This window comes from Nakamurella sp. UYEF19 (genome assembly GCF_040546275.1).
Classification (GTDB): domain Bacteria; phylum Actinomycetota; class Actinomycetes; order Mycobacteriales; family Nakamurellaceae; genus Nakamurella.
In genome coordinates this window covers 1-16,933 of sequence record NZ_JBEPNO010000022.1, presented here as the reverse complement: position 1 = coordinate 16,933, position 16,933 = coordinate 1, and the positions used below count along the sequence as shown (strand labels likewise).

The 16,933-nt window shown below is 67.5% G+C and carries 15 protein-coding genes; 8 read left to right on the top strand and 7 right to left on the bottom strand.

The genetic code is table 11. From position 1 onward, the window contains the following. Positions 1–334: 334 nt before the first annotated feature. Together ABIB25_RS22530 and ABIB25_RS22525 are read left to right on the top strand one after the other, a co-directional pair. Complete coding sequence (locus ABIB25_RS22530) at positions 335–964, top strand: hypothetical protein (RefSeq protein ID WP_354530771.1); 630 nt, start codon at positions 335–337, stop codon at positions 962–964. Between the two features lie 233 nt (positions 965–1,197). Further along, positions 1,198–1,677, top strand: a complete 480-nt coding sequence (locus tag ABIB25_RS22525; RefSeq protein WP_354530770.1) for a GNAT family N-acetyltransferase — start codon at positions 1,198–1,200, stop codon at positions 1,675–1,677. Between the two features lie 24 nt (positions 1,678–1,701). On the opposite strand, the gene ABIB25_RS22520 is transcribed toward ABIB25_RS22525, so the two are convergent. Next, complete coding sequence (locus tag ABIB25_RS22520) at positions 1,702–2,262, bottom strand: P-loop NTPase family protein (RefSeq protein ID WP_354530769.1); 561 nt, start codon at positions 2,260–2,262, stop codon at positions 1,702–1,704. 29 nt (positions 2,263–2,291) lie between these two features. Between ABIB25_RS22520 and fdhD the strand changes: the two genes are divergently transcribed. Then, on the top strand, positions 2,292–3,119 hold the full coding sequence (fdhD, locus tag ABIB25_RS22515) for a formate dehydrogenase accessory sulfurtransferase FdhD (protein ID WP_354530768.1): 828 nt from the start codon (positions 2,292–2,294) through the stop codon (positions 3,117–3,119). A 122-nt stretch (positions 3,120–3,241) separates the two neighbouring features. Beyond that, on the top strand, positions 3,242–3,898 hold the full coding sequence (locus ABIB25_RS22510; RefSeq protein ID WP_354530767.1) for a hypothetical protein: 657 nt from the start codon (positions 3,242–3,244) through the stop codon (positions 3,896–3,898). 117 nt (positions 3,899–4,015) lie between these two features. On the opposite strand, the gene clpX is transcribed toward ABIB25_RS22510, so the two are convergent. The 4 genes from clpX to tig all read right to left on the bottom strand — a co-directional run bounded on the left by clpX (position 4,016) and on the right by tig (position 8,725). After that, positions 4,016–5,284: an ATP-dependent Clp protease ATP-binding subunit ClpX gene (clpX, locus tag ABIB25_RS22505; RefSeq protein WP_354530766.1), complete on the bottom strand. Its 1,269-nt coding sequence runs from the start codon at positions 5,282–5,284 to the stop codon at positions 4,016–4,018. A 283-nt stretch (positions 5,285–5,567) separates the two neighbouring features. Then, positions 5,568–6,230, bottom strand: a complete 663-nt coding sequence (locus tag ABIB25_RS22500) for an ATP-dependent Clp protease proteolytic subunit (RefSeq protein WP_354530765.1) — start codon at positions 6,228–6,230, stop codon at positions 5,568–5,570. 81 nt (positions 6,231–6,311) lie between these two features. Continuing rightward, a complete protein-coding gene (locus ABIB25_RS22495; protein ID WP_354530836.1) occupies positions 6,312–6,935 on the bottom strand; it encodes a ClpP family protease in 624 nt (207 codons plus the stop codon). A 326-nt stretch (positions 6,936–7,261) separates the two neighbouring features. Then, on the bottom strand, positions 7,262–8,725 hold the full coding sequence (tig, locus tag ABIB25_RS22490; protein WP_354530764.1) for a trigger factor: 1,464 nt from the start codon (positions 8,723–8,725) through the stop codon (positions 7,262–7,264). Positions 8,726–9,004: 279 nt separating this feature from the next. Between tig and ABIB25_RS22485 the strand changes: the two genes are divergently transcribed. Further along, positions 9,005–11,011, top strand: a complete 2,007-nt coding sequence (locus ABIB25_RS22485; protein ID WP_354530763.1) for a hypothetical protein — start codon at positions 9,005–9,007, stop codon at positions 11,009–11,011. A gap of 75 nt (positions 11,012–11,086) precedes the next feature. Here ABIB25_RS22485 and ABIB25_RS22480 read toward each other — a convergent pair whose 3' ends face one another. Beyond that, positions 11,087–12,217 carry a substrate-binding periplasmic protein gene (locus ABIB25_RS22480; RefSeq protein ID WP_354530762.1) on the bottom strand — a complete coding sequence of 377 codons (1,131 nt, stop codon included), beginning with the start codon at positions 12,215–12,217 and terminating at the stop codon, positions 11,087–11,089. A 445-nt stretch (positions 12,218–12,662) separates the two neighbouring features. Between ABIB25_RS22480 and ABIB25_RS22475 the strand changes: the two genes are divergently transcribed. The 3 genes from ABIB25_RS22475 to ABIB25_RS22465 are packed head-to-tail and all read left to right on the top strand — an operon-like array spanning position 12,663 to position 15,857. After that, positions 12,663–13,817, top strand: coding sequence for a tyrosine-type recombinase/integrase (locus ABIB25_RS22475; protein WP_354530761.1), 1,155 nt, complete (start codon positions 12,663–12,665; stop codon positions 13,815–13,817). A gap of 49 nt (positions 13,818–13,866) precedes the next feature. Continuing rightward, positions 13,867–14,124, top strand: coding sequence for a hypothetical protein (locus tag ABIB25_RS22470; protein ID WP_354530760.1), 258 nt, complete (start codon positions 13,867–13,869; stop codon positions 14,122–14,124). A 53-nt stretch (positions 14,125–14,177) separates the two neighbouring features. Beyond that, complete coding sequence (locus tag ABIB25_RS22465) at positions 14,178–15,857, top strand: tyrosine-type recombinase/integrase (protein ID WP_354530759.1); 1,680 nt, start codon at positions 14,178–14,180, stop codon at positions 15,855–15,857. A gap of 120 nt (positions 15,858–15,977) precedes the next feature. Here the strand turns inward: ABIB25_RS22465 and ABIB25_RS22460 are convergent, their stop codons facing one another. Further along, positions 15,978–16,802, bottom strand: a complete 825-nt coding sequence (locus ABIB25_RS22460) for an ATP-binding protein (RefSeq protein ID WP_354530758.1) — start codon at positions 16,800–16,802, stop codon at positions 15,978–15,980. Between the last annotated feature and the right edge of the window lie 131 nt (positions 16,803–16,933).

The window sequence follows — 16,933 nt, the reverse complement described above, 5'->3', positions numbered from 1 at the left end:
CCCCGCCACCTCCTGACGGGCGAACCCTGGAAAAATTCCCCATGACGGCTGCGGCCCTGGCAAGGTGCTCCTCATGGGGCAACCACTCGATCCGTCCGGCCGACCGAACTACGGTGGGCAACCTCCACCAACGGGGCAGCGGACGCCACCCTGGCCACCGGTTCCTTCGAGCCAGGCCGGTGGTCCGGGGCCCGGCGGACCCGAACACCCTGCAGCCCCTTACCACGAACCGCTCAATGCGCCGGTCCCGGCCGACCGGCCCTCCCCGTACGCACCGTCCGCCGCTCCCGGTCCACGGCCGCCCAGACCGTGGGGTGCGGCGATCATCGGGTTGGTGGTCGGTCTGCTCCTGGCCGTCGGTGTCGGGGCGGTCCTGGTGAAGACCAAGACGCTCCGGATCGGCTCGACGTCTGCCGATTCGGGCGTCAGCAACGCCGCGATCACCCTGCCTGCCACCGTCGGCGGCTTCACCGACATCGTGGAGGCCGAGAAGGCGTTGCGGCCGGGTTCAGCGCAAGCGACAAAAGTCGTCACGTTCCGGAAGGAGACCGAGGCGAAGGTCGAGGCGCTGACCAAGGCCGCCTACGAGAAGGCCTATCCGGGGGCGGCAGTCGCGTACCGCAGCTACGGCACCCCCGACCTCATGCTTCTTGTCGCGGTAATCGCCGTGCGCGCACCGTCCCCCGGACTGACCCTGGGGCCGGTGGCCGATCCCGCGATCCTCGGGGTGGCCGTCCTACCCCAGCAGATCAAGATCTTCGGAGAGGTCCAGTGCGAGGTCGTCCAGCAGCAGACCACCGTGGCAGGCAAACCGGTGGACCCTGACAACGTTTCCACCGTCCTGTGCCAGCGCTCCGGCGCGAAGCTCACGGTCCGGGTCTCAGGCGGAGTCTTCCATGGTCCGGCGGAACAGCAGCAGATGATCGCGCTGACGAACGCCGTCTGGACCGCCCTAGGCGGCTGACCGGCCCTCCCGAATTGCGGGGAGCATAAATCCAACGAATCGGACAGCGATGGGACTTCTGCTCCCCGCTCGATCCGGTGGGGAGGCGTGCGGCTCCTCGCGTCTCGGCGGGTGCACTAGCCTGGGTACGCTATACACCATGTGCGCAGCGCGCATGCACCGGGCGGCGAAGTCGAGGCGCCCTCCGGTGGTGGAGCACCGACCTCGCCCGACGGCTCGCCGAAGGTGGATACATGAGCACTCCGACGATCCGCAGCGCGATGCCCGATGACGCCGAGGCGTTTTCGGCCTGTCATCTGGCCTGCTGGCGTGAGGCCTACGAGAACCTCTGGGGCTCTGAGCGTTTCGCCGAATTCGACCCGGCCAAACTGGCCGTCCGCCGGCGCAGGGAGATCGAGAGCGGCAGCGCCGATCACTATCTCGCCGAACTGGACGGCGAGGTAGTCGGAATCGCGATCGCCGGCCCGACCAGGGACGAGAATCCGCCGGCGGAGCGGGAGCTCTATGCGATCTTCGTCCGCCAGGGCCAACAGGGCTCAGGAGTGGCAGACGACCTCCTGGACGCAGCCATCGGCAGCGGGCCGGCCTCGCTCTGGGTCTACCGGGACAACCCCCGCGCCAGCGCCTTCTACGTGCACCACGACTTCATCCCCGACGGCAGCGAGAAGATCGACTCGGCCAACATCCTGGAGATCCGGATGGTTCGCCGCTAGGCAGGCTCGATCTCGCCGGCGTTCTCACCGGCCGGCCAGCCGCATCAGATGCTCCACGAACCGGTCGACCTGGGCGGGTGACGTTAGGCGGACGGCCGCCGGTCCACCGACTGCGGACGCCCGCTCGACGGCGATGGCGCGGGCACGGTAGCGGCCGAAGTGCCGGTGTGCCCACAGCAGCAGGTTCCGGGACTCGTCGGTGCTGACCAGATTGCGCCACTCCTCGCGGTTGCCATTCCACAGCTCGGTCCGCCTGGCCATCCGCACCAAAGTGCGTCGCAGCAACCGCACCAGGACGACCGGCCGCGGCAGATCCAGCGCGATGACGAGGTCCGTCCGGGCCAGCACCAGGTCCCCGAGCTTGCTGCGGTAGTTCCCGTCGACGATCCAGGCCGGCCCGGCCGTCAACGCCGATACCGACGCGCGGAACGCCTCCGGGTCGGTCGGCGTCCAGTTCGGCCCGTGGTACAGCCCGTCGAGCTCGATGTGCGGGATCGCCAGCCGGACGGCGAGAAGGGCGGCCAGAGAGGTCTTCCCGGATCCTGGACCACCGGTGACCACCAGACGACGCGGACCCTCGACCATCAGCCCACGGTAGCTGGCATGCTGGGGTGGTGAGCAGAGTGACGGCGCGGGCGAGGGTGCAGCGGTACCGCGACGGCGGATTCGCCTCGCGGGCCGATCTGGTTGCCGGCGAGGAACCGCTGGAGATCAGGGTCGGCGGTGAATCGCTGTCGGTCACCATGCGCACCGCCGGGCACGACATCGAGTTGGTGCACGGATTCCTGCACGCCGAGGGCATCATCGCCGACGTCGGGGACGTGACGGCCATGCGCTACTGCGACGGTGTGGACGAGCAGGGCCGCAACACCTACAACGTGCTCGACGTCCAGCTGGCCGGGCCGGTACCGGCCGCCGCCCGCTCCACGGCGCGGGCGTTCGTCACCAGTTCGGCGTGCGGAGTCTGCGGCACCGCATCGATCGAGGCGCTGAAGCTTCGCACCAGGTATCACCTCTCGGAACAGCTCCGCTTCGACCCTGCCGTCATCACCGCCGCCCCCGGTCTGCTGCGGGCCGGTCAGAAGGCCTTCGCCACCACCGGGGGCATCCACGGCGCCGCCCTGCTCTCGCCCGACGGATCGCTCCGGCACGTGCGGGAGGACATCGGTCGCCACAACGCGGTCGACAAGGTGATCGGAGCGGCCCTCCTGGGCGGTGAACTGCCCCTGTCCGGCGATGCCCTGCTGACCTCCTCGCGGGCGTCGTTCGAACTCGTCCAGAAGGCCGTCATGGCAGGGCTCGGCATGCTGATCGCCGTGTCGGCACCGTCGTCGCTGGCCGTCGAACTGGCCACCGAGACCGGCCTGACCCTGGTCGGTTTCACCAGGGACGCCGGATTCAACCTGTACAGCGGAGCCCTTCGGGTCGTCGGCGCGGCCTGACGACCCCGGCGCAGCACTTGTGCACAACCGGTCCCGGGGGCAGGGGGCCGGGCGCTAGCATCACGAAGAGCCAGCCCCGGCCGCACGCGTTGCGACCCGACCGACCTCTTGGAGCCGCCGTCATGAAGATTCGCACTCTCGCCCTGGCCGGGGTGCTCGGTGTCAGCCTCCTGATCGGCGGTTGCGCAACGTCCATCGCCGGCCAGGCCGAGGTGGCCGCCGGTGCGGTGGCTTCCGGGTCAGCACCCACCAGTGACGGGTCCACAGGCTCTGACAGCACAACGAGCACCCAGAGCCCCGAAACACCCAGCGCCGACCAGACGAGTAGCGACACCGGCAGCCCGGACGCCACCGCGGAGCAGAGCACCGGCGACCAGAACTCCGCACCCACGACCGGGAACTCGTCCAGCGGCGACAGCAGCACCAGCGAGCCGAGCACCTCGGCGTCGGACAGATCCGTTGCGCCCACCAGCATTCCGGGCCTGTCCGCGGACTGCAACAAGGTCCTCGCGGCGATCACGGCCTTCAGCTCGGTCCTGCAGGGTGGCACCGGTGACATGAACGCCAAGATCACCCAGTCCGCGGTGGATGACGCGCTGAAGCAGCTCCCCGCCTCCGGCCTCCCGGAACGGCCGCAGGCCGACATCAACGTGCTGCGGGCGACGGTCTCCGCAGCGGCCGGGAAGACGATTGCCGAACTCGGCATGACGATGACGGACGGCAAGGTGGTCGCTGCCCTCCAGGATCTGAGCTCCTGGGCCACCACCACCTGCGCCTGACACCGACGGCTGGCACCGACACCGCGGAATGCCGACAGGTTCTCGAAACAGGACAGCCGAACGGCCCGGGACCAGGAGGTCACCGGGCCGCGAGGCTGGTTCGTCAGGCGGGAGCCGTCAGGCCGACTTCTCCCGTGGCGCACGCTTGGGCGCGCGGGGGACGATCGTCGGGTAGACGTTCTTCTTGACGGTTTCGGCGGTGACGACGACCCGCTCGACGTCGTCGCGGCCCGGAACCTCGTACATCGCCGGCAGCAGTACCTCCTCCATGATGGCGCGGAGCCCACGGGCTCCGGTGCCACGAAGGATGGCCTCGTCGGCGATGGCGTCCATCGCGTCCGGCTCGAACTCGAGCTTGACTCCGTCCATGTCGAACAACCGCTGGTACTGCTTGGACAGGGCGTCACGAGGCTCGGTCAGGATCTTGATGAGCGACTCCTTGTCCAGATGCGTCACCGCCGCGACGACCGGGAGACGACCGATGAACTCCGGGATGAGACCGAATTTGATCAGGTCCTCCGGCATCACGTCGGAGAAGATGTCGGAGGAGTCGATGTCGAACTTCGACCGGATCTCGGCGCCGAAGCCAAGGCCACGACGGCCGACGCGTTCCGCAACGATCTTCTCCAGACCGGCGAAGGCGCCGGCCACGATGAAGAGCACGTTGGTGGTGTCGATCTGGATGAATTCCTGGTGCGGGTGCTTGCGGCCGCCCTGGGGCGGCACCGACGCCTGCGTGCCCTCGAGGATCTTGAGCAGGGCCTGCTGAACACCTTCACCGGAGACATCACGAGTGATGGAGGGGTTCTCCGACTTGCGGGCGATCTTGTCGACCTCGTCGATGTAGACGATGCCGGTCTCGGCGCGCTTGACGTCGTAGTCGGCGGCCTGGATCAGCTTCAGCAGGATGTTCTCGACGTCCTCGCCGACATAACCGGCCTCGGTCAACGCGGTGGCGTCGGCGATGGCGAACGGGACGTTGAGCATCTTCGCCAGCGTCTGCGCGAGGTAGGTCTTGCCGCAACCGGTCGGCCCGAGCATCAGGATGTTGGATTTCGCCAGTTCCACCGGCTCCGGGCCACGGTCCGGGCCCGCCTGGATGCGCTTGTAGTGGTTGTAGACCGCGACGGAGAGTGCCTTCTTCGCGGTGTCCTGTCCGATGACGTACTGGTCCAGGTACTCCCGGATGGCCGTCGGCTTCGGCAGGTCATCGAGCTTGACGTCGCTGGTCTCGGCCAGCTCCTCCTCGATGATCTCGTTGCACAGGTCGATGCACTCGTCGCAGATGTAGACCCCAGGGCCTGCGATCAGTTTGCGGACCTGCTTCTGGCTCTTGCCGCAGAAGGAGCACTTGAGTAGATCGCCCCCATCGCCGATGCGCGCCATGAGCCCTCTCGATCTTGGATGTGGCCAGCCCTGGCCATGCCCGATAGTTGTGTCCGTCGATGGTGGTGTACGTCGATGTCGACCGAGCCTGCCGTCCCCGGCGACTGCTCGCCGCGGGGTGATGATCTGACGACCGTACCCGGTAGGTCGACCGCCGGCTCGGGTTTGCCGGGTGCGACACGAAGACGACTGCCCTCACCCTGGTGGGGTGCCGGCGACCGTGACACCTCAAGCGTATCGGCCGCCGGCATCTCTGCCACTCGCAATCGGATTCCGGGCCGGATCAGTCCATCTTCCGGTATTCGAGCACGTCGTCCACCAGTCCGTATTCCTTGGCCTCGGCCGCCGTCAGGATCTTGTCGCGCTCGATGTCGAGGCGCACTTCCTCCGGCGTCTTGTTGGAGTGCTTGGAAAGGATGTTCTCCAGCGAGTTCCGCATCCGCTGGATCTCCTTGGCCTGGATCTCCAGGTCCGAGACCTGACCGTAGACACCCTCGGTGGCCGGCTGGTGGATCAGGATGCGGGAGTTCGGCAGCGCCATCCGCATGCCCTTGGAACCGGCAGCCAGGATGACGGCTGCAGCCGACGCCGCCTGTCCGAGGCACACCGTTCGGATGTGCGGGCGGACGAACTGCATGGTGTCGTAGATGGCCGTCATCGAGGTGAACGATCCACCGGGAGAGTTGATGTAGATGACGATCTCGCGGTCGGGGTCGGTCGACTCGAGGGTCAACAGCTGAGCCATCACGTCATTGGCCGAGGCATCGTCGATCTGCACCCCGAGGAAGATGATGCGCTCCTCGAAGAGCTTGTTGTACGGGTTGGATTCCTTCATCCCATAGCTCGTCCGTTCGGTGAACGACGGCAGGATGTAGCGGGCCTGCGGGAGATTGAGCGCGTTGCCATGCGCGACGCCCAGTGGCATCTGGTGGCCGGGACGGTTCATCTTGTGGACTTCTCTCTGTTCTCTGGTCTGGGCTCGGGTCGGTTGGATGCCGAGGACTGCCGTCGGAAAAGCGGGCCGGTACTACTTGCCCGGCTTGACGGGCGCCTCGGCGGCGCGAGCGACGACCTTGTCGATGAACCCGTACTCCAGTGCTTCCTGCGCGGTGAACCAGCGGTCGCGGTCGGAGTCCAGGGTGATCCGCTCCACCGTCTGACCGGTGTGCTGGGCGATCAGCTCGGCCATCTCGAGCTTGGACTTGTTCAGCATGTCGGCCTGGATCGCGATGTCGGAGGAGGTTCCGCCGACGCCCGCGCTCGGCTGGTGCATGAGGATGCGAGCGTGCGGCAGCGCCGCACGCTTGCCGGGGGCACCGGCCGTCAGGAGGAACTGACCCATGGAGGCGGCCAGGCCCATCGCGGTGGTGGCCACGTCGGGCTCGATCAGCATCATCGTGTCGTAGATGGCCATGCCCGCGGTGACGCTGCCGCCGGGCGAGTTGATGTAGAGCGTGATGTCCTTCTCCGGATCCTCCGCGGCGAGCAGGAGCAGCTGCGCGGTGATCTCGTTCGCGTTGGTGTCACGCACCTCGGAGCCCAGGATGATGATGCGCTCGCGGAGCAACCGCTCGGACACGGAGTCCGACAGCGACAATCCCGGCGTACCGCGCATGACGGCGGGCAGGATCTCCGGGGCTGCGTTCTCGATGGCCCTGAGTTGATTGGTGATCGGGCCCGCGAGTGTGTGACCTTGGCTCACTGACGTCTCCTGTCAGAAGTCCGGGCGGGCGTGGTGTCCGCCGGATGTTCATCGATGTGGGTGGAACTGGACTGCTACGAAGCCGAGCTGAACTGCCGGCGCCTGCGCTGCATTGCTTTGTCACTGTGCCTGCTCTTGTCGATGCCGCCCAGCGACCGATGCGTATGGCACCGACCCAACCGACAGTAACGACGAAGGAGCCGATGCGACGCCCGTTGCGTCAGCTGTTCGCTGACGGCGTGACCACGGGTATCGCACCGGCTCCGGTGGAACGACTACTTCTGCTCTGCGGACACACCCTCTTCGACGACGGCGTCGTCGGTCTCGGTGACGTCCTGGCTCGCGCCCTCGATGACGCCGCCCTCGATCACGCCGTCCTCGATGTCCTGGGCGGTGGCCTCGTCCTCGTCCTCGATCTCCTCGACCCCGAAGAGCTCGGCCACGTTCAGGGTGTTGCCCGAGGCGTCGGAGATCTTCGCGAGCTGCACGGCATTGGCCAGGGCCTTGCCACGACGGACGTCGGCGATGACGGCACCCAGCTGGTTGCCCTCCTGCAGGCGCTTGAAGTACTCGTCGGGGCTGACGCCGAAACGCTGTGCGTTGTAGATGATCCGCTCGGTGAACTCCTCCTGGGAGACGCCGACGCCCTGCTGCTCGGCAAGCGCGTCCAGCAGCAGCTGGGTGCGAACGGCCTCCTCCGAAGCAGCCCGGGTCTCGGCATCGAACTCTTCGCGGGTCTGGCCCTCGCCCTCGAGGTAGGCGTTGAACTGCTCCTCGCTGTGGTCGAACGAGTGCACGGCATCGTGCTGGCGAGCCTCGTACTCCGACTCGACGATGCCGGCGGGCGCCGGGATGTCCGTGGCCTCGAGCAGTGCCTCGAGGACCTTGTCCCGGGCCTGGCTGCCCTGGGTCATGTTCTTGACGCGCTGGATCCGCTCGACGAGGTCGGCGCGCATCTCGGCGACGGTGTCGAACTCGCTGGCCAGCTGGGCGAAGTCGTCGTCCACCTCGGGCAGCGCTCGCTCGGAGACACCGTTGAGGGTGACGGTCACCTCGGCGTCCTCACCGGAGTGGTCACCCGCGACCAGCGAGGTGGTGAATGTGGCGGTCTCGCCGGCCGACAGACCGGTGATGGCCTCGTCGAGTCCGTCGACGAGGTCGCCCGTGCCGATCTTGTAGGTGAGCCCGTCGGTGCTGGCATCGGGCAGTTCCTCGCCGTCCACGACGGCCCGCAGGTCGATGGTGACCGAATCACCGTCGGCGGCGGCCCGCTCCACCGGGGTGATGGTGGCGAACCGGTCGCGCAACGCCTCGACCTGCTCGTCGATGTCGGCCTCGGTGACCTCGACGTCATCGACGACGACGGAGATCTCGTCGACGGCGGGGAGGACGATCTCGGGGCGGACGTCGACCTCGGCGGTGAACGCCAGGGTGTCACCGTCGTCGATCCGGGTGACCTCGATCTCGGGCTGTCCCAGCGGCGTCAGGTTCGCCTCGGCGACGGCCTCGCCGTACTTCGCCGGGACGGCGTCGTTGACGACCTCGGACAGGATGGTGCCGCGACCCAGGCGCGCATCCAGGATCCGGGCGGGCACCTTGCCCTTGCGGAAGCCGGGGATGTTCACGGTGCCGGCCAGGGCACCGTAGGCCTTGGCAAAATGCGGCTTCAGTTCGTCGAACGGAACCTCGACGGAGAGTTTGACCCTGGTCGGGTTCAGATGTTCGACGGTGCTCTTCACGTGCAGGACTCCTCGGAGTGACATGCCACCGGGTGACATGGCGGGTTCGGCATTGCTGGTCGACTGGGGTCGGGCTCTGGTGCCTTGCGGCCTCGGCGGCGAATCAGCCGTCGGCGGCAGGGACTGTGACGTCGCCGGCGCAAGTAACCCCTGGATTCTAGGCGAACCGCGGAGCTGCGATTTCCGCTTGCCGGGTCCGGGACGCCCGGGACCCCCTGCATTCTTGTCCGGTGAACTACCATCAACGCGCCGGAGCCCGGCCTACGCAAGGGGAAGAGCTTGAGCAAGAGAACCATGGCCGTCTGCGCAGCGCTCGGGACCGTGCTCGCCGCCACCCTGTTCACGCCCGTCACCACCGGCGCCGCAGCGGGCTCGCCCAGCCCCACCGTCGGCTCCGCCCCACGACCCGCTACAGCTGGGCCGGCAGTCGTGGATGCGGCTGCGGTGCTCCCGTTCTCAGCCGGTTCCCTTTCGGCCGCGCTGGCATCGGCTGCCCTGACCCCGGCGCAGGCGGTGGCGCAGGCCAACTCCAACGCCGCCGCGAACGGCATCAACACCCACATCAGCGTGACGGACGCGCGCACCGGGGCGGTGCTGGCGCAGACCGGCAACGCCGGAACCCAGGTGGCATCCGAGTCCGTCGTCAAGCTGATGACGGCGGCGTACTACCTCGTCATCGTCGGCGGCTACCAGAACCAGAGCCAGTCGGTGCTCGACCAGCTCAGCTTCATGATCCGGTACTCCGACGACCAGACCGAGAACGACTACTTCACCTCCGCGGCCGTGCCGACCATCGCCGCCCGGTACGGCATGGGCTCGACCATCAACGCCACCGACCGGGTGGGGCACTGGGGCGCCGTCCGGATCACCGCACGGGACATGACCACGTTCCTCTACCGGGCCTTCCACGATCCGCAGGTCGGTCCGTGGCTGCAGCCGGTGATGGCCCAGGTAGCCCCGGTCGGCTCGGACGGTTTCAACCAGGCTTTCGGCATGAACTCGTTGTCCGGCGCGCACGGCTCGAAGCAGGGTTGGGGCAACGACCAGTTCTGGACATCCGCCTCCAACGTCATCAACTCGGTCGGCTACACCGACCGCTTCCTGGTCGCAATCCTGCAGAACAGCTACTCGTTCCCGGACCCGGCCCGCGGCACCAGCACCCTCGCGGCAAGGGCGATCCAGGCGTCGCGCGTCGCCATCGCGGCGCCTCCCCCGCCTCCCCCTCCGCCGGTCGTCCCGCGCAACGGTGACTTCGTCAGCGCACCAGGGGTTCCCGGGATCTACCGGCTCGCGGGCGGCGCGCCGATCTACGTGAGCAGCTGGGCGCCTTTCGGGCGGGTGCAGGCGGTCAAGAAACTCACCGCGGCGCAGTGGAATGCCCTGCGCAAGGTCCCCGCCAACGGGACCTTCATCACCGCGACCGGCACCAGGGCCGTCTATCGGATCGCCGGCGGCGCGCCCCTGTACGTGTCGAACTGGGCGCAGTTCGGCGGCGTCAAGCCGACCGTGGTGGTGGACGGCGCGGCTGTCTTCCGGGCCGGACGGGCCGGCGTCTGGTCCCACCTGCTCGCCACCCCGGTCGACGGCACGTTCCTCACCGCCTCCGGCAACCACCAGGTCTTCCGGGTGGTCGCCGGTACCCCGACCTATGTCACCACCTGGAGGAACTGGGGGGGCGTCCGTCCCACCACCCTGGTGGACGGCGCCGTTTTCACCCACGCCGGACAGCCCGGGTTCTGGAGTCACCTGCGGAACACGCTGCCGGACAACACCTTCATCGTCGGGGTCGGCTCCGGCGAGATCTACCGGATGGCCGGCGGCGCACCGATCTTCGTCAGCAGCTGGGCGGCCTACGGGCGGGTCCAGCCCTTCCAGTACGTCGATGCCGGTGCCATCACCAAGGCGGGGACCGGCGGCCAGTTCCAGCATCTGCTTCGCGTCCCGGCGAACGGGACCTTCATCAAGGCCGGGTCGGGCGGAGCCACCTACCGGATCGCCGGCGGCGCCCCGCTCTACGTGCGACCGCTGACCGCGCTGGCCACGAATCCGGTGGTGATCACCGTCGACCGGGTCGCCGTGGCCAACGCCGGCAAGATCCTGAAGTGGTCGCACCTGCGCCGGTTCCCGGTCGACAACACGATCCTGCGGGGCGTCCCCGGGAACCGCGTCTACCGGGTGACCAACGGGTACGCGCTGCGCTTCACCTCCGGCGCCGGAGCCGTTGCGATCAACCAGAGCACCATCGACCTGCACGGCTCCGGCGGGTACTTCGCCAGCCTGCGGTAGAGGCGGATCTGCGGTAGGCCGGCCCGCGGAAGGCTGGCCCGCGGTAGAGGCGGGCCGAGGTAGCTCCGGACGACGTCAGCGCAACGGTTTGGCGGCAGCCGGCACCCAGGCCTGCACGAGACCCTTCAGGGCACCCGTGACCCGTAGCTGGTCGATCGCCGCCGAGACGCAGGACGTCAGCGGGGAGCCCTTCGGCAGGATCATGCCGAACTGGGGTGGCTGTTCGCTCTGCTCGACCAGCTGGCCGACGATCGTGACGCCTGCGCCCGCGGTCACCGCGACCGGTGTGGCTACGACGACGGCGTCGACGGTCCCGGCGCGCAGTGCCGCCAGCCCCGCCGCCGCGGTCGGATACTGGGCCGGGATCTTCGATCCGGTGATCTGGGCCGACGCCATGGCGGCGCCCTTGGTCCCGGAGACGGTCGCGAGGCGGGCCGATGCGAGTTGGGCCAAATTTTTCGCCGCGGCCGCCGGCGTCCCGGTGCGTGCCACCACCGACTGCGAGATCGAGAAGTACCCGGTGGAGTAGTCCACCGCGCTCGGACCCTGATCGGGCGTCGCGAACTCGCCGAGCGCGACGTCGAAGCCGGAGGTCTTGCCAGCCACCAGCTCGGCGGCGTTCGACCTCGTCCAGACCACGTCCGCCGCCGAGTATCCGAGTTCCTTGGCCACCGCGAGCGCCACCGCCGGCTCCAGACCGCGACCGTCGACCGGATTGTTTCCCACGAACCACGGCGCGGCCGTCGTCGCGGGGGTCGTGATGGTGAGCTTGCCGGCACTCACGGTCTTCGACGTGGTGCTCTTGCACGCCGGCAGGGGGGTGGCGACCACGCCGTCCCCGGAGGTCACCGGAGGTGCAGTGTCGACCGGCGGCAGAACCCCCGAGCCCGCCGTGCCCGGAGCGGCCGGAATGACTGACTGCGTGCCCTGCGCGGCCGAGCCCTGCGCGGCCGAACCCTGCGCGGCCGAGCCCTGCGCGGCCGAACCCTGCGCGACCGAGCCTGGAGCGTCCGCCGGGGCCGAGGAACCCGGGGCGGAGGAACCCGGGGCGGAGGACGTGGTCACTGATGGCGCGCCGGTGCCGCCGGTGCTCGCCGTGGCGCCTGTGCCCGAGCCAGCCGGAACCGGACTCGCGCAGGCCCCGAGGGTCAGGGCCAGCACGATGCCGAGCGGGGCAAAGTATCCGGTGACGGTCCGAGATCGCATGCGGCCATCCTCCCCCACCCGTGGCCGACCGGGAAGACAACGCACCGGCTTCCCTCCCCCTGGCGTCGTCTACGCACAGATCTCGGCCGGCCCCGGTCGCCTTCTCGCCCGGCACCCGGTCGAGCGGGGATCATATTTCCGTCATTTCGGACACGAAAGGCACTTTTGATCTCCGCTCGATCCGGAACTCACCCACACGACCCGGAATTCGTCCCCACGGCGACCGGACTTGCTCTCGACGGGAAACGGTTGCTCTCGACGGGAAACGGCCCACTCCCGAGGTGCGAGAGCGGGCCGTTCCTGGTCGGGCTGACAGGATTTGTTATCTGTAGCACCCCGAATAAGCCCAGTTCACGACACGCCTAGAACACGACCTACACCGATCTCGGAGCCCTGCACTGTTAGCTTCCAGGTTATCTGAAGCGTTTCCGTGACGGAGCAGCCGATGAGCGTCATCGTGGTCAATGTCCGGGCGGTGTTGGTCAACCGGCCCGACGGTGATGTGACGTGGACGGTGGTCGACCGGTCAGGCTTGGTGATCGACGAGGTCGACCGTTTCCTCAACGGTTACCTGCGGGCGACGGCCGCCTCGCTCAACACGGTAAGGTCCTACGCCCGCCACCTTGCACTGTTCTTCCGGTGGTTGGCCGGCCGCAGTGCTCATTGGGAGACGCTGAGCTTCGACGGCCTGTGCACCTTCACCCAGGACCTGCAGGACGGCTCGCTGCGATCGCTTCGCCGGCCCGGCGAGTACCGCCCGCAGCAACCACGTGGTCGGACCTCGTGCGAGGCGGTGCTCGCCGCCCTGTATTCGTTTCTGACCTACTGGCAGCTCGAAGGCCGCGGGCCGGTGGACTTGCGGCTCTACCGCAACACCACCACGGCCGGTCGGTCGAAGTACAGCTTCCTTGCCCACGTGGAGGCCCGCCGCTCACAGGTGACCAGACGCATCAAGGTCCGGGGGCCGAAGGCGGGTGCGCCGGCGGTCATCGACTTCGAATCAGACTTCCTGCGGCTGCTCGGAGCCGCCCTGACCTTCCGGGATCGAACGCTGCTGAGCTGCCTGTACGACGGGGGCCTGCGGATCTCACAGGCCTTGGGCCTCCGACACGAGGACCTGGACATCGCCCGGAAGAAGGTCGCCATCGTTCGCAGGACCGACAACGCGAACGGGGCGCTGTCCAAGCAGCGGGACCCGTTCAAGATCGACATGCCCCAACGGTTCTTCGAGTTCTACGCGGCCAGTCTGGTCGAGGAGCAACTGGACCTGGGCATCGACAGCGACTACGTCTTCGTCAACCTCGAGGCCGCCAGTCGGGGTAGGCCGCTGAGCTACAGCAACGCCGCCCAGGTCGTCCGGCGTACGGGATTGCGGGTCGGCATCACGCTCACCCCGCACACGCTGCGGCACACGCACGGCACTTTCCTGGCCAAGCAGGGTTGGAGTGCTCCGGAGATCGCCAAACGGCTGGGGCAGTCTTCGGCGTCCAGCGCGGACGTCTACATCCATCTCGCCGATGACCACATCGCCGAGAAGTACGCCGCAATGTCCGCGAAGAAGGCTGATCATAACGTCAGCACTGCCGAAAGACCCCGCTGAGACCGCACACGCCCAGGTGCTCGACAAGTCGATTCCCGATGGTCCATGGATGGCTGACGTGTGGATGGTCGACCGTCCGCCGGCAATCTCCACGTCCGGCTACTCGGTGTGCGCCGTCGACACCTGCGATCGAGCCTCGGGCACCCCGGAGAGCGACCGACCGAAACCAGCCGACGTGCTCTGCCTGCCGCACCAACGCCGATTCCGCAAGACCTACCGGTCCGTACTGCCGGCGTTCATCACAGCCCAGGCGCAGGCCCCCCGTATCTGCCAGCCACGGGGGGGCGCACCGGCAAGCCTTTCCTGACTCCCATCGACTTCACGATCATCCACCCGCACCTGGCCCACGAACTGCGATATGTGGCGGCCATCTACATCGGCAGGAAACGCTGGACGGATCCGGTGCACGCGGTCAACGTGCTGTTCGAAGCCATCTTGATCGCCCGCCAGTATGGCTACACAGAGTTGGCCGATTTTCCAGATCCTCCGTCGTGGAGCAGCGGCTCGCCAAGAGCTCGCGCGGAGGCCACCTTTCCCGGACGCCCCGGTGAGGGAACCCGAGTGCTCGTGCTCGCGTTACTGGGTATGAAATCGCTCGTTCGAAATTGGTGCCACGATCCGTGGGACTCGGACGTGTGGCATCACGCCGACCTAGGCATAGCCTCCAGCCGGACGGTAACGAGACCGTTGGTCCACTGGACGTCGGTGACCATTCCCGGGCTCAGGGAAGGCTTGAAATCACTGTCACGTCAGCAGGTGCAGTCGGGCCGACTCGCCTGGGGGACGATCGGTAGTCATGTTCGCGCGGGCGGCCTGCTCTCCCATTTCGCCGGCGATCAGGCCGGCACCATTCGCCCGGCTGACATCAATCGAAAGCTCTTTCTCGATTTTGTCTGCTGGGTTCGCAACCGATCTTCCGTCGATACGGACTTCCATGCCATCAATACACTGGCCTCAGGCTTGAGGGCCCTGCGGGAGAATGAACTGGTATCTGACCTACCCGATACCAGCTATCTGCTCCGCGGTGAAAACCCTATTCGGAAGGTCCGGAAACCCAAGCCCTTCCCGCCGGACATCCTCGACGCCATCGACAACTTGATCGCCACCGGGAAGGCCCTGGACGACGGTTCCAAGCTGCTACTACGAGTCTTTCGCGCGGCCGGTCCGCGGGCGTCCGAGGCACTCCTTCTGACCCGTGACAACATTCGCTACACAAACGGTCGCGGATACAGCCTCGAGTACTTCCAGACCAAGACGGACACGATCAGGGCCATCCCTATTCCTGATCAACTGGGAAAAGACCTGACCGCCCAGGCCGCCCTCGTCGTGAAGACGTACGGCCGACGCTGCACTTGGCTCTTCCCCAAATGCGATCCCAGCCCCAGCCGCCGCACCCTGACGCCGCGCGCAGAAATCGTCGGACCGTGGGCCTACCGCCAATTCAGCGACATGATCTGGACGACCTACCAACGTGCGGGCATCACCACCTCAGCGATCACCGGCGAGCACCTCACCAGGGCCCAGTTGCATCGATTTCGGCATACCATCGCCACCGGGCTGTTGCGGGAAGGATGGTCACAGTACGAGGTCCAAAAGTTTCTGGGACACAGCAGCCCCACGATGATGCAGGCCTACGCCGAGATCCACGAGGAAGACCTGCGCGACAAGTACGTCGAGTTCGTCACCCACGCCATCGACGTCGACGGCCGGCGGCACCAGACGACCGTGGCAGGCGCCGCACAGGTCGAGCGCCTTCGGGACCGCCTCATCCGCACGACCTTGCCCAACGGCTACTGCACGCTGCCGGAGAAGCAGACCTGCGACTTCGTTCCCACCCCGTGCCTGAGTTGCAAACCGTTCTTCCGGACGACCCCTGTCTTCCTGCCGATCCACATCCGCCAACGAGATGAGTCGTTGGTGGCCCTGGAGTCCGCGAAGGCCGACGGCCGGGAACGCGCTGTCGCCGCCCTGGAACGAACCGTCACCAACCTGGACACCATCATCGACGGCCTGGCCGCACAGACACCGGCGACGACATGACCGACGCGCAGCGGGACGCCCGGATCGCACGCCTCCAACAGGTTGTCGCTTGCCAGCGTGATAGGACCACCGCGTTGCCACGAGCATGGGACCACCGTGGGGTGTGGTTGAGCATGCCGGTCACCGCCCGGCCGGGTCAACGACGACACGCTGTTGGCGTTGTCGGTGGGATGGTCCTTCGATGATCAGCGTGTGCGCGGCGGCGGTCAGCCGGTCGACGGCCGACTGGGCCAGCAGCGGGTCGGTGGTCATCGTGGTCCAGTCCGCCGGTTCCCGGTTGGACGTGAAGATGGTGCTGGTCCTGGCGTCGTGCCGGCCGACGCAGAGTTCGTAGAAGTCGGTGGTGGTGGTGGCATCCAACGCTCGCAACGCGAAATCATCCACGATCAACAGATCGAGGCGGGTGAGGCGGCGGAACTCCGCCTCGAGGGTGTTGTCCAGCCGGGCGGCCCGGAGCCGGGTGAACATTTTGTCGGCGCGGATCATCTGCACGCTGGCGCGTCGGCGGACGGCGATGTGCCCGAGTGCGGTGGCCAGGTGGGTTTTGCCGACGCCGACCGGCCCGAGGATCAGCACGTTGCTGCCGGCCTCGACGAATCGCAGAGATGTCAAGTCGGACAGCAGTTGTCGGTCGTAGTGCAGGTCGTCGAGTTCGTTCCAGGTGTCCAGACGCATCAGCGGCATCAGGCCGGCGTTCTGCGCCCGCAACGTCGCCGACCGAACGTCGCGGCGGGACACCTCGTCGGCCAGCAGCAGTTCCAGGAACGCTGCGTGCCCGAGTTGGCGGGTGCGGGCCAGGGAGAGTCGTTCCGGGAGGGTGTCTTTCATCCCGGACAGCTTCAACGCCCGGAGCAGCCCGGTCAGGTCCGACCCGATCGGGTCGGCCGGCCCGGCCGGTGGTGCGGCGACGGTCGTCGGGGTGGCAGTGGCGGCGGTGGTGGTCATGAGTTGTCCTCCGGGGTCTGGGCGTGGACGAGGGTGAGAGTCGCTGCGGGACTGCGGAATTCGCCTGGGTCTCGGCCGAACCGGCCGGCCGGGTGCCCGGCCGCGGCGGGCAGTGCGGGGGCGGCACGTTC

Excerpts from the sequence above, each read along its gene's own strand:
- ABIB25_RS22525 (WP_354530770.1), top strand. The coding sequence starts at position 1,198 with ATGAGCACTCCGACGATCCGCAGCGCGATGCCCGATGACGCCGAGGCG.
- ABIB25_RS22520 (WP_354530769.1), bottom strand. The coding sequence starts at position 2,262 with ATGGTCGAGGGTCCGCGTCGTCTGGTGGTCACCGGTGGTCCAGGATCC.
- ABIB25_RS22510 (WP_354530767.1), top strand. The coding sequence starts at position 3,242 with ATGAAGATTCGCACTCTCGCCCTGGCCGGGGTGCTCGGTGTCAGCCTC.
- clpX (WP_354530766.1), bottom strand. The coding sequence starts at position 5,284 with ATGGCGCGCATCGGCGATGGGGGCGATCTACTCAAGTGCTCCTTCTGC.
- ABIB25_RS22500 (WP_354530765.1), bottom strand. The coding sequence starts at position 6,230 with ATGAACCGTCCCGGCCACCAGATGCCACTGGGCGTCGCGCATGGCAAC.
- ABIB25_RS22480 (WP_354530762.1), bottom strand. The coding sequence starts at position 12,217 with ATGCGATCTCGGACCGTCACCGGATACTTTGCCCCGCTCGGCATCGTG.
- ABIB25_RS22475 (WP_354530761.1), top strand. The coding sequence starts at position 12,663 with ATGAGCGTCATCGTGGTCAATGTCCGGGCGGTGTTGGTCAACCGGCCC.
- ABIB25_RS22470 (WP_354530760.1), top strand. The coding sequence starts at position 13,867 with ATGGCTGACGTGTGGATGGTCGACCGTCCGCCGGCAATCTCCACGTCC.
- ABIB25_RS22460 (WP_354530758.1), bottom strand. The coding sequence starts at position 16,802 with ATGACCACCACCGCCGCCACTGCCACCCCGACGACCGTCGCCGCACCA.